Origin of the sequence: Microbulbifer epialgicus (genome assembly GCF_041447265.1) — a bacterium.
Taxonomy (GTDB): Bacteria; Pseudomonadota; Gammaproteobacteria; order Pseudomonadales; family Cellvibrionaceae; genus Microbulbifer; species Microbulbifer epialgicus.
Map to the genome: position 1 here is coordinate 22,607 of NZ_JBGMEK010000010.1, position 22,582 is coordinate 45,188.

The 22,582-nt window shown below is 52.6% G+C and carries 28 protein-coding genes; 12 read left to right on the forward strand and 16 right to left on the reverse strand.

Annotation, left to right across the window (positions count from 1 at the left end):
* The first annotated feature begins 207 nt into the window (after positions 1 to 207).
* Together ACCI49_RS06685 and ACCI49_RS06690 are read left to right on the forward strand one after the other, a co-directional pair.
* Positions 208 to 1,290: a PA0069 family radical SAM protein gene (locus ACCI49_RS06685; RefSeq protein WP_371838175.1), complete on the forward strand. Its 1,083-nt coding sequence runs from the start codon at positions 208 to 210 to the stop codon at positions 1,288 to 1,290.
* 323 nt (positions 1,291 to 1,613) lie between these two features.
* Complete coding sequence (locus ACCI49_RS06690) at positions 1,614 to 1,931, forward strand: GIY-YIG nuclease family protein (protein ID WP_371838176.1); 318 nt, start codon at positions 1,614 to 1,616, stop codon at positions 1,929 to 1,931.
* A gap of 27 nt (positions 1,932 to 1,958) precedes the next feature.
* On the opposite strand, the gene tmpT is transcribed toward ACCI49_RS06690, so the two are convergent.
* From tmpT to ACCI49_RS06705, 3 genes are all read right to left on the reverse strand, one after another.
* Positions 1,959 to 2,597, reverse strand: a complete 639-nt coding sequence (gene tmpT / locus ACCI49_RS06695; protein ID WP_371838177.1) for a thiopurine S-methyltransferase — start codon at positions 2,595 to 2,597, stop codon at positions 1,959 to 1,961.
* Positions 2,598 to 2,927: 330 nt separating this feature from the next.
* Positions 2,928 to 3,482, reverse strand: coding sequence for a DUF1097 family protein (locus tag ACCI49_RS06700; RefSeq protein WP_371838178.1), 555 nt, complete (start codon positions 3,480 to 3,482; stop codon positions 2,928 to 2,930).
* A 292-nt stretch (positions 3,483 to 3,774) separates the two neighbouring features.
* Positions 3,775 to 4,470, reverse strand: coding sequence for an SDR family oxidoreductase (locus ACCI49_RS06705; protein ID WP_371838179.1), 696 nt, complete (start codon positions 4,468 to 4,470; stop codon positions 3,775 to 3,777).
* A gap of 54 nt (positions 4,471 to 4,524) precedes the next feature.
* Between ACCI49_RS06705 and ACCI49_RS06710 the strand changes: the two genes are divergently transcribed.
* From ACCI49_RS06710 to ACCI49_RS06735, 6 genes are all read left to right on the forward strand, one after another.
* On the forward strand, positions 4,525 to 4,845 hold the full coding sequence (locus ACCI49_RS06710) for a DUF3301 domain-containing protein (protein ID WP_371838180.1): 321 nt from the start codon (positions 4,525 to 4,527) through the stop codon (positions 4,843 to 4,845).
* 14 nt (positions 4,846 to 4,859) lie between these two features.
* On the forward strand, positions 4,860 to 5,099 hold the full coding sequence (locus ACCI49_RS06715; RefSeq protein WP_371838181.1) for a DUF1653 domain-containing protein: 240 nt from the start codon (positions 4,860 to 4,862) through the stop codon (positions 5,097 to 5,099).
* 144 nt (positions 5,100 to 5,243) lie between these two features.
* A complete protein-coding gene (locus ACCI49_RS06720) occupies positions 5,244 to 6,311 on the forward strand; it encodes a saccharopine dehydrogenase family protein (RefSeq protein ID WP_371838182.1) in 1,068 nt (355 codons plus the stop codon).
* A 229-nt stretch (positions 6,312 to 6,540) separates the two neighbouring features.
* Positions 6,541 to 7,047, forward strand: a complete 507-nt coding sequence (locus ACCI49_RS06725) for a phosphatase PAP2 family protein (protein ID WP_371838183.1) — start codon at positions 6,541 to 6,543, stop codon at positions 7,045 to 7,047.
* Positions 7,044 to 8,117, forward strand: a complete 1,074-nt coding sequence (locus tag ACCI49_RS06730; protein WP_371838184.1) for an MJ1255/VC2487 family glycosyltransferase — start codon at positions 7,044 to 7,046, stop codon at positions 8,115 to 8,117. Before ACCI49_RS06725 ends, ACCI49_RS06730 begins: the two co-directional genes overlap by 4 nt.
* 167 nt (positions 8,118 to 8,284) lie before the next feature.
* On the forward strand, positions 8,285 to 10,087 hold the full coding sequence (locus tag ACCI49_RS06735) for an acyl-CoA dehydrogenase family protein (protein WP_371838185.1): 1,803 nt from the start codon (positions 8,285 to 8,287) through the stop codon (positions 10,085 to 10,087).
* Positions 10,088 to 10,120: 33 nt separating this feature from the next.
* Here the strand turns inward: ACCI49_RS06735 and ACCI49_RS06740 are convergent, their stop codons facing one another.
* The 12 genes from ACCI49_RS06740 to ACCI49_RS06795 form a co-directional block, all read right to left on the reverse strand.
* A complete protein-coding gene (locus tag ACCI49_RS06740; RefSeq protein ID WP_371838186.1) occupies positions 10,121 to 11,473 on the reverse strand; it encodes an ATP-binding protein in 1,353 nt (450 codons plus the stop codon).
* Positions 11,474 to 11,485: 12 nt separating this feature from the next.
* A complete protein-coding gene (locus ACCI49_RS06745; RefSeq protein ID WP_371838187.1) occupies positions 11,486 to 12,160 on the reverse strand; it encodes a response regulator transcription factor in 675 nt (224 codons plus the stop codon).
* A gap of 41 nt (positions 12,161 to 12,201) precedes the next feature.
* Positions 12,202 to 12,519 (reverse strand): PepSY domain-containing protein, encoded by a 318-nt coding sequence (locus tag ACCI49_RS06750; RefSeq protein ID WP_371838188.1) that lies wholly within the window; start codon positions 12,517 to 12,519, stop codon positions 12,202 to 12,204.
* Between the two features lie 65 nt (positions 12,520 to 12,584).
* Positions 12,585 to 13,157 (reverse strand): glycine zipper 2TM domain-containing protein, encoded by a 573-nt coding sequence (locus ACCI49_RS06755; protein WP_371838189.1) that lies wholly within the window; start codon positions 13,155 to 13,157, stop codon positions 12,585 to 12,587.
* Positions 13,158 to 13,246: 89 nt separating this feature from the next.
* Positions 13,247 to 13,741 (reverse strand): DUF3106 domain-containing protein, encoded by a 495-nt coding sequence (locus tag ACCI49_RS06760; protein WP_371838190.1) that lies wholly within the window; start codon positions 13,739 to 13,741, stop codon positions 13,247 to 13,249.
* The gene (locus ACCI49_RS06765) at positions 13,734 to 13,952 is read right to left on the reverse strand and encodes a hypothetical protein (protein ID WP_371838191.1); all 219 of its coding nucleotides are present in this window, start codon (positions 13,950 to 13,952) and stop codon (positions 13,734 to 13,736) included. The genes ACCI49_RS06760 and ACCI49_RS06765 overlap by 8 nt, the downstream gene beginning before the upstream one ends.
* 19 nt (positions 13,953 to 13,971) lie before the next feature.
* Entirely contained in the window at positions 13,972 to 14,343 is a 372-nt protein-coding gene (locus ACCI49_RS06770) for a hypothetical protein (protein WP_371838192.1), read from the reverse strand.
* Positions 14,340 to 14,864 (reverse strand): RNA polymerase sigma factor, encoded by a 525-nt coding sequence (locus ACCI49_RS06775; protein WP_371838193.1) that lies wholly within the window; start codon positions 14,862 to 14,864, stop codon positions 14,340 to 14,342. The genes ACCI49_RS06770 and ACCI49_RS06775 overlap by 4 nt, the downstream gene beginning before the upstream one ends.
* A 101-nt stretch (positions 14,865 to 14,965) precedes the next feature.
* Positions 14,966 to 15,412, reverse strand: a complete 447-nt coding sequence (locus ACCI49_RS06780; protein WP_371838194.1) for a hypothetical protein — start codon at positions 15,410 to 15,412, stop codon at positions 14,966 to 14,968.
* Positions 15,413 to 15,597: 185 nt separating this feature from the next.
* On the reverse strand, positions 15,598 to 16,962 hold the full coding sequence (locus ACCI49_RS06785; protein WP_371838195.1) for an L-cystine transporter: 1,365 nt from the start codon (positions 16,960 to 16,962) through the stop codon (positions 15,598 to 15,600).
* Positions 16,963 to 17,079: 117 nt separating this feature from the next.
* Positions 17,080 to 17,484, reverse strand: coding sequence for a TlpA family protein disulfide reductase (locus ACCI49_RS06790; protein ID WP_371838196.1), 405 nt, complete (start codon positions 17,482 to 17,484; stop codon positions 17,080 to 17,082).
* Entirely contained in the window at positions 17,459 to 18,856 is a 1,398-nt protein-coding gene (locus tag ACCI49_RS06795; RefSeq protein ID WP_371838197.1) for a YihY family inner membrane protein, read from the reverse strand. Before ACCI49_RS06795 ends, ACCI49_RS06790 begins: the two co-directional genes overlap by 26 nt.
* 127 nt (positions 18,857 to 18,983) lie before the next feature.
* Here ACCI49_RS06795 and arsC point away from each other — a divergent pair, with 127 nt between their 5' ends.
* From arsC to sppA, 4 genes are all read left to right on the forward strand, one after another.
* Positions 18,984 to 19,328, forward strand: coding sequence for an arsenate reductase (glutaredoxin) (gene arsC / locus ACCI49_RS06800; RefSeq protein WP_371838198.1), 345 nt, complete (start codon positions 18,984 to 18,986; stop codon positions 19,326 to 19,328).
* Positions 19,328 to 19,942 (forward strand): NAD(P)H:quinone oxidoreductase, encoded by a 615-nt coding sequence (gene wrbA, locus ACCI49_RS06805; RefSeq protein ID WP_371838199.1) that lies wholly within the window; start codon positions 19,328 to 19,330, stop codon positions 19,940 to 19,942. Before arsC ends, wrbA begins: the two co-directional genes overlap by 1 nt.
* Positions 19,943 to 19,951: 9 nt before the next feature.
* On the forward strand, positions 19,952 to 20,299 hold the full coding sequence (locus tag ACCI49_RS06810) for a DUF2069 domain-containing protein (RefSeq protein WP_371838200.1): 348 nt from the start codon (positions 19,952 to 19,954) through the stop codon (positions 20,297 to 20,299).
* A gap of 83 nt (positions 20,300 to 20,382) precedes the next feature.
* On the forward strand, positions 20,383 to 22,251 hold the full coding sequence (gene sppA, locus ACCI49_RS06815) for a signal peptide peptidase SppA (RefSeq protein WP_371838201.1): 1,869 nt from the start codon (positions 20,383 to 20,385) through the stop codon (positions 22,249 to 22,251).
* Between the two features lie 29 nt (positions 22,252 to 22,280).
* On the opposite strand, the gene ACCI49_RS06820 is transcribed toward sppA, so the two are convergent.
* A complete protein-coding gene (locus ACCI49_RS06820) occupies positions 22,281 to 22,574 on the reverse strand; it encodes a DUF3175 domain-containing protein (RefSeq protein ID WP_371838202.1) in 294 nt (97 codons plus the stop codon).
* Positions 22,575 to 22,582 lie beyond the last annotated feature (8 nt).

Consider the following 22,582-nt stretch of genomic DNA (forward strand, 5'->3'; position numbering starts at 1 on the left):
AAGAAAAGAATACACTGCGCTCGGGACCGTATGCGGCATGGATGCCGATTACGAGCTTACAGGGATGTATTCACAGCGAGTATCGAGTGCAGTGTATTCTTTCCTTCTGACCCAGTAGTAATCAGCATTAACAATAAATTACAAAGCTATTCCCAAGTTCGACAAAATAATCTATGCTGTACATATATACAGCATCCCCACACAGCAATGTCAGATAAAGAAAATTCACTGCGCCTGCACAAAGGCCGCGGCGCTACCAGTAATATCACCGGGCGTTTTGCCAGCCATTCGAGCATCCTGGAGAATGATGGCTGGCAAACAGAACCAGAGCCTCTGGAGCGCTTGCCCACCGAGGCTATCGAAGAAAAAGCCAAGTCTATTATTGCCACCAATCAGTCGCCGGATATCCCCTTCACTCAATCAATTAACCCCTATAGGGGCTGTGAACATGGCTGCATCTATTGCTACGCACGTCCCGCCCACTCCTATATGGATCTTTCGCCCGGTCTGGATTTTGAAAGCAAAATATTTTTTAAACCCAACGCAGCAGACTTACTGAAAAAAGCATTGCGCAGGCCAAACTACCAGTGCAGTCCAATAGCCCTAGGAGCCAATACCGATCCCTACCAGCCTCTGGAACGGGGGAAAGAGATTACCCGCGCACTGCTTCAGGTGATGCAACAGTTTGCTCAGCCGGTCACCATTGTTACCAAAAGTCAGCTAATTCTGCGAGATCTTCCAATCTTAGCGGAAATGGCTCAGGACAACCTGGCCCAAGTGGCAGTCAGTGTAACTACACTGGATAAGGCGCTAAAAAGAAAACTGGAACCGCGCACAGCGGAGCCTGCTACTCGTCTTCGCACAATAGAGCAACTTTGCAAAGCCGGAGTACCTACAGCGGTATTGGCTGCACCAATCATTCCCGCCCTTAATGACTGTGAACTGGAAAGTATATTGAAAGCGGGACGTGATGCCGGCGCAGAGCGCGCGGCCTATATACTTTTGCGCCTGCCCCATGAAGTAGCACCATTGTTTCGCGAGTGGCTCTCTGTGCACTACCCGCAAAGAGCTAAACATGTTATGAGCTTGGTACAACAGAGTCGAGGCGGACAGGACTACCAAAGTGATTTTTCCCAGCGCCGAACTGGCAGTGGCGTTTTCGCCCAGCTTTTACGCCAACGTTTTATTGTCACCATCAAAAAACTGGGCTTGAATCACCGTCGATTATCGCTAAACTGCAGCCTGTTTCAGCCTCCACCTCAAGCTGGTGAACAGCAATCACTATTTTAGGCTGCTATTAACTACTTATTGGATTAGATGAACCCCATCTATTTCATTGTTGCCCACGAATCACTCGTACAGATACCCGAATCTGTTGGTATTTCGCAGGCTCACGCCGGTCTAAGCCGATAGCGGCATATCTTTATGCCACTTTAACTTGTTAGTTTGCGGGCTAGTAAGGAGGGGAAAAATACACTTTACTCGGGAGCGCATGAGGTATGGATGTCGATTGCGAGTATACAGGGGGTACTTACAGCATGTCACAAGAGAAGTGTTTTCTTTACTTCCTACATAGTAGTAACCACTAAACTTTTTAACCGGTGCTTTACTTAATGAGCTATTGGTTTGTCTATTTGGTTCGCACTTCCAGTGGCTCGCTTTATACGGGGGTCACCACGGATGTAGAACGCCGGTTTGCAGAGCACTGTTCCAGTGGCTCCAGGGCCGCCAAGGCATTGAAGGGCAAGGGCCCCCTCTCGTTAGAGTACCAGAAACAGGTCCCTGATAAATCAGCAGCACTCAAACTGGAAATAATGATTAAGAAGTGGCCCAAGCAAAAAAAAGAATCCCTGATTGCTGGAAGCATAGTACTCCCGGGGTTATCCGGGAGGGATGGACCAAGGAAAGCCAGCAAGAAAGACACTGCCTAATCAGAGTATCTATACACTAACGTCGGTTCATCGCCGGCTTAGCAGCCAGGCAACTTCCCGAGCGGGCACCAACCCCTTCAGACCTCCTGGTATATCTCGACTACCCAGCATTTTCAGATGGTAATCTGCAAGGTAATAATCAAACACCTGCTCAGAGCTAATCGAGAAGGGAGGCCCTGCTAATTGCGACTGTTCATATTCAAAGGCGATTAACAACTGTGGGGCAATTTTTGTAATTGCCATCAGGTGCTGAGTATACTGGCTGCGCATATCTTCGGGCAGAGCAACAAGAGCAGCCCGATCATATATCGCATCAACCGGCCCCAAGACCTGCGCTTTTAGCGCCAATATATCACCAACAAATACATCAATGTTTTCAGCGCTATAACGTTTAAGTTCATTGATCACTTTAATTCTTGGGGTCAAGCCAAGTGCTTCAAAGAGTTGCTGTACGGCTATTTCACTGAGTTCCACACCAGCAATCGCATATTCTCTTGACTTGAGCCACGCAATATCGCCAGTTTTGCCGCATAAGGGAAGAAGTAAACGGCTGCCTCGCGCCAGGGAAAGCTTCTGAAAATACTTGGCAAGCATGGGATTTCCCATCTCCTCATGGAAACCAATATCATTTCTCTCCCACTTATCCAGCCAGAACTTCTCTTCCATGTCAGCTTCTCCATGTGCACCAGTTCTTAGTATTCCCAATAGTTTAACTGCCAGCAAAATCCGCTATCAATGTTGCAGGTATTTCAGAGCGGTATCCGGCCCCGAGCCTGAGGTCGCCGGATCTGTAAATGCCAAGGCGGTAACAAAAACCATTGCCACTGTAAACATAACGCGCTTCAACATTGCTATTACCTCTGAGCAATATTTTTCCGCTTTTATTAAGAAAAGCGAGAAAACGCCAATCAATTATCCCGTCCTATTAATCCTATTTCCATTCAAAATGAAGTAAAAATTCCCTCAGGAAACCTTTTTGTATGACTCGCTGTGTATTTAACAGCTCAGGGCAAGGCGCCCAGGCCACAACCTATCGATCATCGCAGCAATAACACTGCCTACTGATATCGATGCAATCAAAATCAAATAACTATCCAGAGAGACTTCCTTTTGTGCGGCCAAAGCTACTAAAACACCGATAGCATAGCTCGGCATATTCCTCACCCCGGTTACCAGACCCATTGCCCAGGCACCAACTGCCGCAAATAACAGGGCTGCAGGTAGTGCCACAAGAAATGGCTGTAGTTGCCATCTTGCCACTACCGCTTGAGCAGCAAGACCCAATCCCAAGCCAGTAACAGCACAGGCCAGATTGTAAGCCCCAGACCCCAGAGTCCTGCCCCGGGAGAAATAGGCAACCACTCCAAGTACCGCCACCCAGGCGAGCATCCCTCCAATAAGAGCCGTCACTGCCGCCATAGATATTCCCAGCATCAGGCGTAACCCGGTTACAAGCCGGTCCTGGACTAGCGTATTCCCGCCTTCGACGCTATCAGTCGCCCCTTTCATCAATTCCACTCCGTCAGTGCCATGCTCATATTGACTGCTCATTCCTTGCCTAAAATACTCTCGGCTTCCATGTCGACTATTTGCTGGAAAGTTGCCTTACCCTCCCCAGCAATGGCATTTTCAATGTTTTCCAGGCTTTAGCGGTATCAGACTTCTTCCGCATCCTTGCCTAATATTGCAAAAGGTGAAATATAGCGCCATTCCCAGGCAGCAACTGCATCTCAAAAGCAGCACTATGTAGTCATGCGACTATTTGTACATGGAAAGGGACATTGGCGACCCGGGTAGTCGCGACATACACGGCAGAGGAATGAGGTTGCACAAGTTGGAGCCCTTACCAGGGGATCTCACTGCCGTCATAGTTGTAAAAATGGCCACTATTACTCGGTTCAGCCTGCAGCAGAATTTTTTTCAACCCCCTAACGCTCACTTCAGCTGAAATAAGTGCTTCGGGCCCACCCATGGCCGTTTTTACCCATCCGGGATGCAATGCCAACACAGTAATGCCACGATCCTTCAAATCGATCGCCAAGCTTTTCACAATTTGGTTAAGAGCTGTCTTGGAGGTCCGGTAGATGTAGCCCCCGCCAGAGCGATTATCAGCGATACTACCCACCTTGCTGCTCATCATGGCAATTAGCTTATGACTACTGGCAGCCACATTGTCACAGAAAGTCTCGGCCATCATGTAGGGGGCAATGGTGTTGGACTCCAGGACCCGCCGCCATTCCGTACGATCCACTCCACCGAAGCTTACTCTTTTGGGGCCATAGTAACCGGCATTATTGAAGAGGATATCAATAGGCTCCCCTTGAATCGCCTTAGCCACGGAAATCATTTGTGAATAGTCCGTTACGTCCAGCTGGATGGGATGTACCTCAGAATACTGCTTCCCCAGATCCTTGAGCTCAACAGCCTTATCAAGGTCCCTGCAACAGGCCAAAACTTTCCACCCATCGCTCGCGAACTGGGTACAAATTTCAAAGCCAATGCCGCGATTACTTCCGGTAATTAGTATGGTGCCAGACATTTCAACTCCTTCGATGGTATTCTTGCGCAAATCGATCATAGCAACTATAGAGCCATGTACTACTCACCTAGCGATATCTTTTGGTTCCTGCTATTGGCAGCCATTGCTTGGTATATCTGGGCCAATATGGCGGCAAAGGAACAGGTCAAGCGCGCCGCTTCCAACCACTGCAAACAGTTGGGTGTGCAGCTGCTGGATGACACCGTTATGCTGGTGAGAACCCGGCTCAAACGCGATCGCCACGGCCATATCAGCCTACAGCGCAGTTATGAATTTGAATTTACCTCCACTGGAGAACACCGATATTCAGGCATCGCCATACTGCATGGCCGCCGCATCGAGCAGCTACAGCTGTCCCCTCACCACTTGAGTTAATTGGAAGTACCCGAATGAAACGCGGCCTGTATCGCCATTACAAAGGAAACCTTTACGAAGTTCTACACATCGCCACTCATAGTGAAACTGGCGAAAAGCTAGTCACTTACCGTGCCCTGTACGGTGATTTCGGAATCTGGGCCCGGCCATTGGCTATGTTCACAGAAACCCTTCAGAAAAATGGCAAAACCGTGCCCCGCTTTCAATTGGAAAAAGCTTTCGAACTGACGGATAGCGATTTGGCTGCAGCATAATCAGCCACCAATCAAATAGATGGAAAATCAGAACAGAGAGGGCTCGAACAGGCCTTAAGGTCAAATAAATTGCACCTGGGCACCTGCTCGATATAACCTTTTCCCGCCCGAACTAAGGCCCAATTCCACTTTTAAGGACCCTCGGTGAACAATAAAAACATCATGATCTACGGTGCAAACGGCTATACCGGTGAGCTTATTGCACGAAAAGCTGTGGCCCAGGGCTATCGCCCAATTCTCGCCGGGCGCAATCCGCAAAAACTTCAACCCCTGACCGATGAACTGAATCTGGCGGCCATGGTAATTGACCTTGAGTCAACAGATACTCTAGAACGTAGCCTGCAAGATATTTATCTGGTAATTCATTGTGCCGGCCCTTTTTCCACCACGGCAGGGCCGATGATGCGAGCCTGTATCAATTCGAAAACCCACTACCAGGACATTACCGGAGAAATCGCCGTGTTCGAGGCGGCCCACAAACTGGAAGCAGAGGCCAGGGCTGCAGGGGTGGTTTTGTGCCCTGGCACCGGCTTCGATGTGATCCCCACCGATTGTCTGGCAGCAGCATTGCACAAGAAGATGCCCACGGCCACTCACCTGACTTTAGGGTTTGACTCAGACTCAGGCCTCAGTCCCGGCACGGCGAAAACCTCCATAGAAAGCCTCGGCGCCGGCGGCGCCATACGCCGTAACGGCAAGATTGAAGCTATCGGCCATGGGGAGCTAACTCGCGAGATTGATTTTGGCCGCGGCGCCAAGTTTGCCGTTTCTATCCCCTGGGGAGATGTAGCCACAGCCTTTTACTCGACTGGAATCCCGAATATTGAGGCCTATATACCGATGAGCCCACAGCGGGCGAAAAAATTGAAGCGCTTGAACAGTATTCGCTGGCTGTTGAGCACCCGCTGGATGCAAAACTGGCTGAAGTCAAAAGTAGAAAAGTCAGTGCACGGGCCAGATAAAGAGCGTCGTACTGGACAAAAGACCTGGGTCTGGGGAGAAGTGCGTAATGATCGCCGAGGAGAGCGAAAAGTAGGTCGTGTGCTCACCGCCAATGGCTACGACGTCACCGTATCGGGCTCTCTGGCAGTGATGGAGTTTCTCCTCTCTTACACTGGTGAAGGCGGTTATTTCACTCCTTCAGCGCTCTGCGGCCCTGGGCTGGTGGAAAAGTTGCCTGGCTCCAGCAATATAGAAATCAGAATCGCATAAGCAATATTTTTTCTCCCCGCGGGCAGCCCAGGTTGCCCACCTGTCCTTCGACGCAGCCCATTAATTATTGACTTGTCATTATATTCTTCAGAGAAATCACCGCCAAAACAAACCCCTCTCTCCACAAGTCGTAAAAATTACCTATTTTTGAGATTTCATTATTGCGACATCATTTGGTCAACTCCGTGCAATAATTAATTTCTATGTTGTCGGCATGCGAGACTTACCCATGAATCTGAAGAGTGTCGATGTGTCTCTGGTCCTGTATATGCTGGAAAGAGCGTCAAGCCCCAGCTCGCGCAGACGTTACCTGTGGCTATCCAAGTCTGGTGACGGCTGGCTGACCATTGCCATACTCGGCAGTTATATTATTTTAAATACCGCCACGCAGCTCTTTATCGCCGCCTGTTCGGGAGTAGCCATTGAACGCTCTTTGTACTGGGCCATCAAGAATACTGCTCGCCGCCGGCGCCCCCCTCAGGCCATTCCCGGCATGCGCCCAATAATCATCGCCCACGATAAATTCAGCTTGCCCTCTGGCCACACCTCAGCCGCATTTCTGTTTATAACCTTTATGACCCAACAGGTTAGCCTCATGTGGGGTATTGGATACCTCTGGGCCACCGGGGTTGGCGCTGCCCGGGTGGGCCTGGGCGTACACTTTCCTTCCGACATCTGTGCCGGAGCCCTGCTCGGCACCTGCGTCGCACTAACTACGAGTGCAGTCTTTTTATGAAGATACTTTACGGTGTGCAGGCCACTGGCAATGGACATATTGCCCGCTCCCGCACGCTTGCCAGGGCATTACAAAAACACCCGGAACTGGAGATTCAGTGGCTGTTCTCCGGGCGGCCAAAGGAAAAACTGTTTGACATGGAGCTATTTGGTGACTTCTGGTGGCGCGAAGGCATGACCATTGTGCACCGCGAAGGGCGCCTGAGAAGCCTTGCTACAGTTGCTCAGGTAAAGGCGCGCCATTTAATCAGAGATATCCGCGAACTGCCACTCAAGGATTTTGATTTGGTCGTCAGTGACTACGAACCCGTCACTGCCTGGGCTGCCAAATTGCAAAAGAAGCCCAGTGTAGGAATTGGCCACCAATACGCCTTCCTTTATTCAATCCCAATGCCCAGGCTTAACTGGCTATCCCACACTATTCTGCGCGCCTTTGCGCCAACAGAAAAAAGCCTGGGGCTGCACTGGCACCATTTTGATAGACCTATACTACCGCCAATTGTCCCTTCAAACCTGCAGCCTAGTAGCGACTTCGGGAATCATATTCTGGTATACCTGCCCTTCGAGCACCCAGCCCCAATGCTGGAAGAGCTTTCAAAGGTAGATCAACAATTTCTTGTGTACGGAGTACCGGAAAACTTGCCCACAACAAAAAACATCCAAATCAAGGCGCCCTCCACTACCGGATTCCAGCAAGACCTGGCAAACGCCAAGGCAGTCATCTGCAATAGTGGCTTCGAACTATTGGCCGAAGCCCTAGCTTTGGGCAAACCCATTCTGAGTCGCCCCCTCGCCGCTCAATTTGAGCAGGAAGCCAACGCAAAGGCGCTGGAACAATTGCGCCTTGCCGCAGTAGTCCCACATATTGATGCCCGAAATATCGAAAACTGGCTGGAGAATCTGCCACCTCCACTTCGCATCCAGTGGCCGAATGTAGCAGAGACCATCGCGAGCTGGATAGCCGGCGGTTGCAAGCAATCACCTGCTAAGCTCGCCGATTCACTTTGGCGTAAAGTGATTCCGAACCCTAACAATGGCCGTGCCGCCGCCTACCAACGTGTCTCCGAGTAACCCCCTCCCCATATCGCCAAGTGCATTCACACAATAAGTCATTGCCCAGCAGGATAACTGGGCATTAACTTGTGACCAGCTCTGGCGGCAGGCATTTAACCCCATTATTATTTTTTGTCGCCACGCCAAAGCGATGAAACCCCATAAAAATAAATGACGAGGCAGGTATGGCTCATCCTTTGCTCAACGAACGTGACACCGAATTTTTACTCTATGAATTTCTCGATACCGAAGCGCTACTACAAAGATCGCGCTACAGCGAACACTCCCGCGAAATTTTCGATGCAACTCTAAAAACAGCACGTACTATCGCCGAAAAATATTTCGCCAATCACAATGCCAAAGGAGATTCTAATGAGCCCAGCTTTGATGGAGAAAAGGTACACCTGATTGAAGAAACCAAGCAATCCTGGGACACCTTTGCCGAAGCTGGATTCCTCGCCGCCCACTGCGATTTCGATGAGGGAGGCATGCAACTTCCAGAAATTATAATGCGCACCTCCCTTGCTTATATAAGCGCCGCAAATATCGCCAGTGCCAGTTATCCATTCTTAACCATCGGCGCCGCTAACCTTATTCGCTCTTTTGCCAACGATTCACTTAAGGCACAGTTCCTACCGCAAATGATAGATGGCCGCTTTGCCGGCACTATGGCACTGACAGAGCCGGATCAGGGTTCCGCACTCGCCGATATCCGCACCAGCGCCGAGCCCGCCGAAGATGGCAGTTACCGCATTCGCGGCCAGAAAATGTTTATCTCCGGCGGTGACCAGTCCCTGACTGAAAATATCGTGCATCTGGTGCTTGCAAAAATCAAAGGGGCTCCTGCCGGAGTCAAAGGTATCTCCCTTTTCCTGGTACCCAAATTCCTTTTGGATGAAAACGGCCAGGTAAGTGAGCGCAATGATGTAAAGCTGGCCGGCCTACTGCACAAGATGGGGTACCGCAACACTACTTCTACTGTGCTGAGCTTTGGGGAGCGCGAAGGGGCTGTCGGCTACCTGATTGGCGAGCCGCACCAGGGGCTAAAGTATATGTTCCAGATGATGAACGAGGCCCGTATCAGCGTTGGCGCCGGCGCCTCAGTACTTGGCTATCAGGGCTACATCTACTCTCTGAATTATGCCAAAGAGCGCCCGCAGGGCCGCCTGCCCTCCAACCGTGATCCCGGTTCAAAGCAGATCCCCATTATCCAGCATGCTGACGTGCGCCGAATGTTGTTGATGCAAAAAGCCTATTCCGAGGGCGGGTTGGGATTGAGCATCTACGCTACTTCCTTATATGAGGATCAACACACCGCCCCTACCGAGGAACAGCGCCAGAATGCTGCTACCCTACTCGACCTACTTACCCCAGTGGTCAAATCCTGGCCTTCCAAGTATTGCTTGAAAGCCAATGAGCTGGCAATCCAGGTCCTTGGTGGGGCCGGCTATATCCGCGAATTCCCTCTGGAGCAGCTCTACCGGGACAACCGGTTGAATGCCATTCATGAAGGTACCGAGGGCATACACGCGCTAGATCTGCTCGCACGCAAAGTGCCGGCACAAAATCTCGCTGCTTACCAGATGATGCAGGCCGAAATTCGCGATACGATAATGCGGGCCCGCGACAAGGAAAGTTTGCAATCCATGGCCAACGCCCTGGAGGAATCCCTTGGCAAACTGGATGAAACCGGAATGGCCCTCTTTGGGCAATTGCAGGAAAACGTGGATCGCGGCCTCAGCAACGCTACTTTATATCTGGATGTTTTTGGCTGCGTATTGGTTGCCTGGATCTGGCTACGCCAGGCCATCGTTGCGGAAAAAGCACTGGAGAATAATCCCGGCGAGGAGGACAAGCACTTCTATTGCGGCAAGATACACACCGCGCGCTTTTACTTTGAGTGGGAGCTGCCAAACATTCAGCAATCTATAACATTGTTGAAAAGTGGCAACTCTATTCCATTTGATATGCAGGAGAGCTGGTTCTAAATAATAAACTGTCCATTGACTTGTACACGGAAATTACAAAACCACTGTAATTTCCGTCCCCCCCTGAGGTAAAGGCATTGCACTGATACACCCCTGATAACTTTCGACGATATCCATAACCACCGCAAGGCCAATGCCCTGCCCCGGCTGCTGCTGGTCGGCACGCACCCCGCGCTGGGTGACTTCCTGCCACTTTTTACGATCGAGTCCGGACCCGTTATCACTCACACTAATCGTCAGCTTACGTCCACCTTCGGCATTCTCAATAGTGACTTTTACTTCACCATTACCGTATTTGTAAGCATTGTCCAGCAAGTTACCGAGAAGCTCCATCAAATCGCCCTCATCCCCATAAAACAGGGCCCGCTCGCTGCACTGGCTGCGCACATCACTAGGTTTGCTGCGATAGACTTTTTCCAGGGCATCCAGAATTTTATCCAGGAGCGGCGCCACCGGGATACCGCGAAGAATTGATTTGGGTGAACTGGTAACCGCACGCTGCAGCTGGTAGCTAATAATGCTGTCCATACGCTGTACCTGATCCACCAGTGTTTTGCTTGCAGCCTTGGAATTCCCCTCCAGGCTAAGTCCCTTCAGCACAGCTAAAGGAGTCTTCAGGCTGTGGGCCAAATCGGCCAGTGTATGGCGGGTCTTCTCCCGCTGGCGGCGTTCATTTTCAATCAGCAAGTTCAGATTATCAGTGAGGGGGCGCAGTTCTCGCGGAAAATTACCCTCAAGTCGATCACTGCCACCTTGCTGCATATCCTTCAATGCATTCGCCAGCGCATTCAAAGGCGCAAATCCCCAGCGCAAAACCAGCCACTGCGCCAGGATCAGTAGCAGCGCTCCCACCCCCAGCCAATGCCACATAGTGGAGCGAAACTGTCCCACCTGTGCCTTGAGTGGCCCTGCATCCTCCAGCACAACGAAGGTAAAAGGGTTTTCATTTTCCAGTCCCCAGGCCACACCCTGGCGAAAACTGCTGTAATTTGTATCATCCCCAGGCAGGGCAATCCGCATATAGGACTGCTGTCCCTGGGGCAGCGGATAAAACTGCAGATCCGGCATGGCCAGGGCCGACTCTGAACGCCAGATAATCTGTCCCCCACCGTCCAATACCACACCAACTAGGCCAGAGTCCGGCTGATTAAAGCGCTGTTCAGGCAATTCCGGCGGTAGCACCAGGCTTTCGCCCTCAGGCTCCGCCAGGGCCAACAAGGTGTAGATATACAGCTGTAATTCCCGTTGCTTGGCTTCATCAAGGGAGGTGCGGTAGGCGTGTTCAAGTACTCCGGAAATAAGTAGGACAAAGCCGATCAGCACCAGGCTTGTCACCAGTGCCAGTCGGCCTTTGAGGGAATTCAACCAATAAGAGAAAAAACGCATTTAAAATGGCAATCACTGGGGAGCGACAAAGCGATAGCCACGCCCACGCAGGGTTTCGATGGGCTTTAGCTGCGCTGCAGTATCAAACTTCTTGCGCAGACGACCGATAAAAACCTCAATTACGTTGCTGTCACGATCGCAGTCCTGTTCGTAAATATGCTCGGTGAGGGTAGTTTTCGAAACCACTTCATCCGGGTGCAGCATTAGGTATTCAAGTACCTTGTACTCAAAAGAGGTCAGTTCCAGTTCTGCCTCATTCACAGTAACGCGCTGGGAACTCGTATCCAGCAAGATGGGGCCAGCTTTGATGTTGGGGGACGAAAAACCGGCGGAACGGCGCACCAGCGCATTGAGGCGAGCCAGCAGTTCCTCTGTGTGGAATGGTTTCACCAGGTAGTCGTCACCACCGGCTTCAAGGCCAGCCACCCGCTCCTGCCAGTGGCCACGAGCAGTGAGAATCAGAATCGGGAAGTGTTTATCTTCACCGCGCAGGGTACGGATCACTTGGATGCCGTCCATTTTCGGCAGGCCCAGATCCATCACGGCAATGTCGTATGGGTATTCACGGCCCAAGTAGAGGGCTTCCTCTCCATCTGGAGCTTCATCAACGGTGTACCCGGCACCGCGAAGGGACTCTGCCAGCTGCTGTCGCAGTAGAGTTTCATCTTCAACTAGTAGTGCGCGCATAGTCTTTCCCTTAATACTGTGTGCCTATGGATTGCGGCCCTTTAACGGGAGATACGACCGCTCTGCTTGTCCACATAGACCACATAGACCTGACTCTTATCCGAAAGCCCCTTCACCCGATACACCGTCTGGCCCTGCCGGCGAGTTTCAGAGATGGACAATATTTTGCCGCCGTAGCGACGCTTCACAATGGATGCTGCCTGTTTGCGGGAGATCTCTCCATCCTGCACCCGTAGGTACTCGTACCTGTAACTTTCTCTCTCGTAGGCCGGCAGGCCCTGTAAAGAGGCGATGCACAGCCCTGGGAATAGTGTGAAAATGACGAGAATAGGCCGGATCAAATTACGGCTTAGTTTCACGGTGCGGCTCCTGTGGATGTCCAAATTTTCCACCTTTAACTCTTTTCGGCCGCGCTCTCCCCGACTCAAAATGCCGGAGAGACTGCGACGCGAACCCGGATTCTATCTCCCGGATGATGATCAGTGCGAGTCAGATAAATCTGACCATTATACCGATAGCGCACATCGTATCCGACTAATTCCCTACGCATGCTGAATTCGTCCACAACCCGACAGTGGGACTCAGTGGTGTAATAAGTCTGAGCATTGGCGCGACTGATCTGGTGACCCACCAAGGCCCCCACAACAGCGCCGGCAACGGTAGCACCGCCGCGGTGTCCACCGCGATGGTGATAGCGGCCATGATGACCGCGCCCGCCGAGGCTGTTGCCTACAGCGGCGCCGAGCAGACCACCGACCAAAGTTCCCGCCGGAGAGGCGGGTTCACGATACATTACCTGCTCATCGCGACACTCTGTGCGCGGGGTGCGAACCTCAATATCGGTATACACAGGGGTGACATCAGTGACTCGGGCAAAGTCGTAACTGTCAACGCCGTAGGCGTCTGGGTAACCTGTTGGTCCCGCCTTGGCAGTCGCGCTGAGACCTACCAATGCGGCGACGGCCGCTCCTGCGATAAACTGCTTGAAGAGTTGCACAACCTATCTCCCGTTATTCATCAACGGGTGCCAGATTAAATAAAATGATCTGAATAGACGCTGAATTAAACTAAACAAGGCAAAAAGTGTCACCCTTTCTCGATCTCACCCCGCCTCTGGCGGCGCTCCAACCGCTGCCTTTCGCCCCGACCGGCCCGTCGCCTATCGCCCTCGCTGTCCCGCCACCTCTCCCGTAGTTGGCGGCGCTGTTCCGGGCTCATTTGTCGGAACCTCTTGTGCGCTTCACGGATTCGCTGACGCTTCTCCTCCGGCAGATCCATAAAACGGCGGTAGGAATCCCGCAGGCGAATGCGACGCTCTTCGGGAAGCTTCTGCCAGCGGTTGAACTGCTGGCGGGCCTGTCTGCGCTGCTGCGAACTCATCTCACTCCAACGTCGGGCACCGCGTAGTAACTGCTCCCGCTGGGACTCATTTAACTGCGACCAACGCCCCTCAAAGCCTTGCAGCATTTGCCGGTCACTCTCACTGAGACTTTGCCATTCCTGGGCCAGAGAGGCCGTTCCCCAGAAGCAGAGCAGCAGGCCGACCAATTGGCCGAGATACAAGATACCCTTGCTACTCATCCCTCTGCCCCTCCCGGGTTTCCCCGCCCTCATCAACCCTGCGCCACCGGCGCACTTCCCCTTGCGGCTTTTCCAGCCACAAATCCGACTCCTCTGGCACCAGGACATCTCCCTGGTCGTCGGTCCACTCCCCGAGAAACAGTAGGAAATCCTCCTCTGGAGATTCGACTTCCGCAGCCAGACCCGATGCTCCAGCTAATATCAATGTCAAACAGAGGGCCTTCCCTCCCTTATGAGGAGCGCCCATCCAATTCCTCCGCCAACCACTGGTAAAACTCCATGTCCTCGATCATTTCAACATCCACCTCCTCGTACAGCAGCCAATCGCCGACAGTCAACAATTCCTCCCGGCCAGTATCCCCGCTCCCTGGCCAGAGCAACAGTACTAGCAACGCGGCACAGGCACCGCCTAACCCCAACAACCAGCTATGTCTGGATCGGTCAGGCGGCATTACCGACTGCTGCAAAGCCGCCGACCTGGCGCGCCTAAGTTGGGACAGGGTCTCCCCATCTATCCCGTCTTCTCGACGCGCCACAGCCACCCGCACAGCTACCACCACCTGCTGATCCTGCCGCCGCAAGAGTTGATTTGGCTGCTTCATTGAAATTCCTCCAGGTGGATGCGCAAGCTACGCATAGCACGGGATAAATGTGTCTTGACACTGCCCTGGCTACAGGACATGGCCCGGGCAGTTTCCGCTACATCAAACCCCTCGACACAACGCAGCATAAATGCTTGCTGCTGGCGCAGTGGCAACAGCCCAATAGCCCCGTCTATTGCCACCAGCAAACGCTCACCAACCAAAGCGCTGTGTGGTGTCGAGCCCTGTGTATCAATCCACTCCGTAGGGACCACATCATCCTCATCAGCGGCCCCGGGAAGCTTGTCCCGAATCAATTGCCAGCGCGACAGTTTTTTATTATGACGGTGCCAATCAGTAATACGGTTATTCAGAATGGTAAAAAAAAGAGGGCGCCACTCGGCCCGATCGCGGCCACTGTAATTTTTAACCAGCGCTAGCATAGAGTCCTGTACTATATCCAACGCATCATCGCGATTACCAACAGCAAAATTCGCCATGGTAAAGGCCCGCTTTTCCACCTGGGCGAGGAACTGATTCATAAAAGGCGGCTGAAATCCTTACACACAGAAATTCTTTCCAGGGTCCCTTTACGAAACCAGTCCCGTCGCAACCATCATAAAATTACAAGTGTCAGACTCCATCAATCATGTCTGCGTTTTTTAGATTTTGCTCGTCGATCCATGTGGCGATCAATTCGTTCACCTTTGTTATCAAGGCGGTTATTAATTTTTTCGCCCTTGTTATCCAGGCGCTGATCGATTCGCTCACCCTTCTGGTCCAGGCGACTATCAATACGATCACCCTTGTTATCTAGACGCTCAGCCAGTTTGTCATTGCCATTGGCCGCAGCTTGTTCCGCCCTCTGGTCCAAGCGCTCATTGATGCGGTCACCCTTGTTGTCAAGGCGCTCCTCTATACGATCACCTTTATTATCCAATTTGGCTTCAATACGGTCTCCTTTCTGGTCGAGGCGATTCTCTACATGATCACCGTGATCGTGAGGTTGGATTCCATCGCTCTGTGCAAACAGAGTAATTGGTAGAGCCAGGCCGGAAGTCAGTAAAAACAGTCCTATCAGGTTTTTCATAAATTGCTCCAGTTCCAAGAACAAAACTAAACAAAATTGACAAGCACTGACTAAAACGCCCGTCCCGTCGATCGGTTGACAAAGACCTCTAATTTTTCTGATCGATGGTCTTTGATGACAGCGCCAACCACTGACTTGGAAAAGCCGGAAGGAAATTGGCCTCCAGCCAGAGGGGGGCTACGCGCTCACCCCTCCACAACGTCCGCAGCGGGCACCTCATCACCCAACCATCGCTGGGTAAGAGTACCCGCCGTCATAGCACCGTTCACATTAAGCGCTGTTCGGGCCATATCAATCAGGGGCTCCACAGAAATCAGCAGCGCAGCAATAGTGACCGGCAAACCCATAGCTGGGAGAACCACCAAAGCTGCAAAAGTAGCCCCACCACCCACTCCGGCGATACCAAAGGAACTTATTACAGTCACCGCGACAAGGGTGCTGAGCCACAATGGATCCCACACATCGATGCCCATGGGAACGGCTACCATAGTGGCTAACATTGCCGGGTAAATTCCAGCACAGCCATTCTGGCCAATGGTTGCACCAAACGATGCGGAGAAGTTGGCAATCGCTGGAGAGTTGCGCAGCTGGTCGACCTGGGTCTCCACATTAAAGGGAATGGTTGCGGCACTGGAGCGGGAGCTGAAGGCAAACACCAGCACTGGCCACACTTTGGAAAAATAGTACAGCGGGTTCACCCCATTCAATAACAGCAATAACCCATGCACAAGGAACATAAGGCCTATCGCACAGAAGGAGGCCACCACAAAGCCAAATAAATTGACAATGTCGGCCCAGCTGGATTTGGCAATTAACCCAGCCACCAGTGCCATTACACCATATGGGGTAAACGCCATTACCAAGCGCACAAGCTTCATCACCCAAACCTGAGCAACGTGGACAAAACGCTCGATCGCAGCCCCCTCCTTCGGGAATTCGCGGCGTACCGCGAGGGCAGAAAGCCCCAGCAAAACGGCAAAAATCACCACTGCTATCACCGAAGTGGAACGGGCACCAGTCAGATCCAGGAAAATATTGCGGGGCACAAATGAAGTAATAATTTCCGGAATGGACAAATCGCTCACCTGTCCGATTCGCTCATTGAGCACTTCCACCCGTGCAGCTTCCCTCGTTCCCTCAACAAGCCCCGCGGCAGAGAGACCAAACAACTCCGCCATGAGAACGCCAATCAGCGCCGCTATCGCGGTTGTGCCCAGTAAAACGCCCAACACGGAAATACTAATTTTGCCCAGCGCCTGAGTATGGCTTACCTTCACCACAGCTACCAGGATCGAGGTGAGCACCAAAGGCATAACCAGCATATACAACAGGTTTACATAGCTTTCGCCCAGCATCTGGATCCAGGGCAAAACCTCATGCGGTGCTGCGCCCCAGCTTCGAGACAACTGCAGTAAACCTCCGAAAACCACACCCAGGAGCAGGCCAGCAAAAACCGCCGGGGCCTGGGAGTTCCTGCCCCTGTGCCAGCGATGTAGCCCATAGAGCAATACAAAAAAGAAAAACAGCAGTGAAAAAGAGCTGACATGCATAGCTTGAAAATCCCACCCTGGGCAAACTGGAAAGTGGCGGCATGCTATCAGCGATGCGCCAACGCCCTATAGTTGCTTTAGTTATAGTTTTATATAGTTATTTGTAGATTGTGCGACTTATTGTTGTAGTGCCGCTTTAAAATCGGCAGCGGTCTGCGGTCCCACCAAAGTTTTTTTCCAGCTGCCATCAATCCCAATAATTAAGGTTGTCGGCAACACTTCCGGTCGAGGCTGCCCCCAACGCCCTTCGGGTTCAGAGGACAGCAATGGAAACTCTATGCCTAGCTTTTGCGCCTGCTCCATAACAACAGGATCTGGCAGGCGGTCAAAATTCACACCCACCACCACAATATTGTTATGAGTTTTCGCGAGCTTGTTGAGCACCGGCACTTCTTCGCGGCAGGGTTTGCACCACTCCGCCCAATAGTTAATCAGGATAATCTTCCCTTCAGAGGCTATAGCCTCACCGCTAACACTTCTAAGGCCTCTGCTAGTATCACAACCGCTTATTGCGCTTGCCAAGCAGAGAAAGGTTACCGTCAGGGTTCTCCTCACTTGTTGCTGTATTGCTATTTGAAACATCACTCTCCCCCTCCCGTTTATCGATCTCCCGTGTATTATTATTTTTTCTATTGTCATCCGGCACAGAACTGTGTTTTTCCCGGGATTCCTCATCCTTTTGCCGGGCAGCCCAGAACAGGGCACCAATGGTAATGCTGAGCTGCTCCCTGGCTGAATCCCGCGCATTGCCAAAACGACGTTCTACTTCGGCATACCACTGAACCCCCTCAAGATCCCCAGGCATGCTATTGGGAAACCACTGCGGGCTAAGCCAGCCGGCCAACTCCATCAAAGAGACGGAATTCAGGTCGCGCAGCAGGACATAGTCATTTCTGTCCGTCTGAGTAATGACCCTATGCCCCTGTAAAACATCGCGCAGGCGCCGCCACTGGCCAAATTTGATGCCCATCAGAGAGATATCCAGCTCGCGCAGTGGCTTTCCGTGCCGGCCGCCCTTATAAAGCTGCCACAGTACGATCAGAGTCGCCACCAAATCCGAATGTTGACGTGCCTGGGTTGCCGCTTGGTATACGGACAATGTGCGCACCAGCACGCAGCCGGCCAGTACCAGCATCCAGGTCAAGTAAATCCACAGAAGGAACAGCGGTACAAAAGCGAAAGCCCCATAGATCGCCTGCACTGAGCTTCGCGCAACAATCACTCCAAACAGATACTTCATCACTTCAAAGGCGATTGAGGTGATCACGCCACCTTCAATACCGTGACGCAGGGGCACATAGCAATTGGGTACAGCGATAAAAAGGAGGGTGAAAACAATACTGGTGAAGATAAACGGCAACACTCTAAGCGCAACCGCCATCATGCCAATGCCATCGGCGCCGCCCATAAACAGCTTTTGCGAGAGAAGGTAAGTGCTGGCGGCAAGACCGGAGCCCAACAAAATCGGGCCCAGGCTGAGAATCGCCCAATACAATAGAAAGCTTGAAACTCCACTGCGCCCACGAGAGACATCCCAAATGGAATTAAAAGTGCCTTCTATACTGCGCAGGGTCAGCCCGGCCGTAATAATCAACATGGCGATGCCCACACCGGTCAGGCGCTGGGCCTGGGCCGAGAAACTGTTGATATACTCCTGCACTTCTTGACCACTTTGGGGCACAAAGTGAGAGAAAACCTGCTCCTGAAATTTACTCTGTAAACCGGCAAAATCCGGGAAGAGTGAAAGCATTGCGTAGCTGACAGTTACCAGCGGCACTATGCCAAACAGGGTCATGTAGGTGAGCGCCGCAGCACTCTTCTGGCAGTCTTTTTCAGTAAACAGCGACCACAACGATGTGGCGAAGCGCCGCCATTGAATCACCTTGTCCTTCATGGTGGTTACCGTATTTTGTCTTGCAGTGTGCAGTCGCCCCCAGCAGCTGGCAAACTCGTCCCACCACTTAGAACTCCGTAACGTTATTCGGTTAGAATACGCCAAACAGTAACAGGATGCCGATACAATGTGGACGATTTACCACAACCCCCGCTGCTCAAAGTCCCGCCAGACATTGCAATTGCTGCAGGAAAACGGTGTTGAGCCGGAGGTGATTCTCTATTTGGAAACACCACCCTCCGCGAAAGTTCTCACAGAGATCCTGGGCAAACTGGGTATCAACGCCCGCGACCTGTTGCGTACCGGTGAGGAGCCCTTCAAGCAGCTCAATCTGAAAGACCAGGATCTGAGCGAGACCCGGTTAATTGACGCTATGGTTCAATACCCAATCCTGATCCAGCGCCCGATCATTGTAAAAGATGACAAAGCCACTATCGGCCGACCACCGGAAAATGTATTGGAGCTGCTTTAATGGCCCCAGGTTCAGAAGAGTCCTATGTGCTGATCCTCTACTACAGCCGCACCGGTGCCACCGCGCGCATGGCTGCAGAGCTAGCACGCGGTGTGGAGTCCAGTGGCATTGTGGCACGCTTACGCACTGTGCCCAGCGTCTCCCCCGATACCGAAGCCAGCCAGCCGCCAGTCCCCAGTGAGGGCGCTCCCTTCTGTACCCTCGACGACCTACGTCATTGCTCCGGGCTCCTGATGGGCAGCCCCACCCGTTTTGGCAATATGGCTTCACCACTGCGCTATTTCCTCGACCAAACCAGTGATATCTGGTTGGAGGGCAGCCTGACGGGTAAACCTGCCGGGGTATTTACTGCGACGGGCAGTCTGCATGGCGGCCAGGAAACCACGCTCACCTCCATGATGCTACCTCTTTTACACCACGGCATGTTGATCGCAGGCATCCCCTACTCAGAAGCCGCACTGATGCGCACCCAAAGTGGCGGCACGCCCTATGGCGCCTCCCATTGGGCCAAGGGACACAGCAGCGAACTGAGTGATGACGAAATCACTCTGTGCAGGGCGCTTGGAGCGCGCATCGGTCAGCTGACGCAGTCCCTAACACCCTCAGCCAAATAGGAAAAATAAGTGAACGATACGGTAAAGCGCAAACTGAATATTGCGCTTCGAATCAACTGGTTCTGTTATGTCGGCCTGTTATTGTTGTTTGTGGTAAGAAACCTGCTCCTAGAGGGGGGCTCTATCCAGTTGTGGGTCATTCAGACTGTACCACTCCTGTTGGTGTTACCTGGCTTAATCAAACAGCGTTACCGCAGTTATCTATGGCTGTGTTTTATCCTGCTCTTGTACATCACTACCAGCGTTGTCGGTGTAATGATGCCTACACGCGGCTGGGAGGATGGCGTAATGGTAGCCCTGAGCCTTATCCTATTCTTTTCTGCAATGATGAGCAGTCGTTGGCATCGCATGCAGTAATCCCGAGGCGGACGCCCCGTCAATAGTTCCAGAAACAAATGCGCAGGTAACCAGAATCCCAGCGCGCTAAGGAGTTTTGAGGTTTGACTGATTCACCCCGGAAAAAAGGATTTGCCCGCAGTGCTCTCGCTGCAATTGGCGCATCTGTCACTTGGCTGAGGCGAGTGTTCACCAACCTAGTGTTTCTGCTGGTGCTGCTGTTCCTCGGTATTGCTATTTTCAGCAAGGACGACCAGCTGGTAGTGCCTCAGGGCGCGGCCTTGCGCGTAGCTCCCAACGGCTTTCTTGTGGATGAACTCACCCAGCCAGCCACCCTACCTATTTTCTTTGGCGGCGCCAGGGGACCCTCCGAAGTCCGCGTCAAAGACCTTGTTGACGCCATCGACAGTGCTGCCAAGGACAAGCGTATCTCATCACTGGTCCTGGAGCTGGATCACATGGTGGGCGGCAGCCTCAGTAAACTGGATGAAATCGGTGCCGCTCTCCAGCGTTTTAAAGCTGCAGACAAACCGATCTACGCAGTGGGCAACAATTACACTCAACCACAGTATTTTCTCGCCAGCCACGCCGATAAGATCTACCTGAATCCCATGGGTTCAGTTTTGCTCACCGGCTTCGGGGTCTACCGCAATTATTACAAGAGCGCGCTGGAAAAGCTCAAAGTGAACTTCCACGTATTTCGTGTCGGGGATTACAAAGACTTTATTGAACCCTATACCCGCGATGACATGTCCCCCGCCTCCCGTGAAAACAACCAGCGCTGGTTAAATGAACTTTGGAGCGAGTACAGCGAGCAGGTGACCGGCTTACGCAATCTGCCCGCAGAAAGCCTCGATCTGTTTATCAATGAGCTGCCGCAAAAGCTGCAACAGAACAAAGGCAGCTGGGCCGAAGCGGCACTCGCCAACAAGCTGGTGGACCAGCTGGCCAGCCGTATTGAGACCATAAAGGAACTGCGGAAGGCCATAGGTGAAGATGAAAAGAATGAGCGCGATTACAAATCCATTAACGCCCTCACCTACCTGCGCAGCCGCAAACTCGCCGAAGCCGCCAAGCCCATCAAGCAACCCAACAAAATCGGCCTGATCACTGCCAGCGGCGCGATTGTCGATGGTCAGGCTCCGGCCGGGCGCATCGGCAGTGAAAGCCTCGGCAAGCTGATCGCCCAAGCCCGCGAGAAAAAAGTGGATGCCCTGGTGTTGCGTATCGACAGTGGCGGCGGCTCCGCCTTCGCTTCCGAGGCCATTCGCCAGGAACTCCTGGCCACCCGAGATGCGGATATCCCTGTGGTAATTTCTATGGGGAGTCTCGCCGCTTCCGGCGGTTACTGGATCGCCACTGGGGGCAATCGCATCTGGGCCTCACCTGCCACCCTCACTGGTTCCATTGGCGTGTTCGGTTTTTTTCCTACCTTTGAAAATTCTCTCGAGCATATCGGCATCTATACCGACGGTGTCGGCACCTCAGACTTAGCCGGCAGTATGCGCCCGGATCGCGCGCTTTCGCCCGCAGCTGCCAATATCCTGCAACAAGGCGTCAACAATACCTATGCGCGCTTCCTGCGTATTGTTGCCGAGGCCCGTGGCAGCACTCCCAAGGAGGTACACAAAATTGCCCAGGGGCAGGTATGGACCGGTCGCGCCGCGAAGAAAATGGGGCTGGTGGATGATCTGGGCAATCTCAACGATGCCATCGCCGACGCCGCGCAGCTTGCTGAAGTTGAAGAATACGACGTAGTAGAGATCCAGCGGGAGCTGAGCCCCGGCGAAAAATTTCTGCGTGCTTTGAGCGACAGTGTGGATGCCCGTATCGCAGCGAGCCTCGAGGCCAACCTGCCCTTAGGCGCCTGGTTAAATAGCGTGCAACCGGTGCTGGCGCCAATCGCCGAGTTGCAGAACTACCGCGACCCACGCGCCCTCTACGTGCGCTGCCTGCCCTGCCAGGCGCCCTGATCCCCTTCATAACTCTCTCCACTGCCGGCTCAATGCCGGCGTGGACGCCCAAAGAGTTCGCGCAACTCATCCTTGGCGGCTTCCAGAACCTGCCGCCTCTTTACCGGTAGCTGCTGTCCCGCGCGATTGATAAAGAAAGTTAGCATCGACATCGCTGAGCGGTAGGGGTCGGATTTGCGCCGCTTACTGGACTCAGCGGCAGCTTTCAGGGTACGCGCAATTGCCTTGGGATCATCAAGACTGAACAGTCCCTCGGGTAACTCAAGGGCGTGACTGTTGCGCGTCACCCGCTCCGACCAGTTGTCATTTTTAGCCGAGTCCAATTGCACCT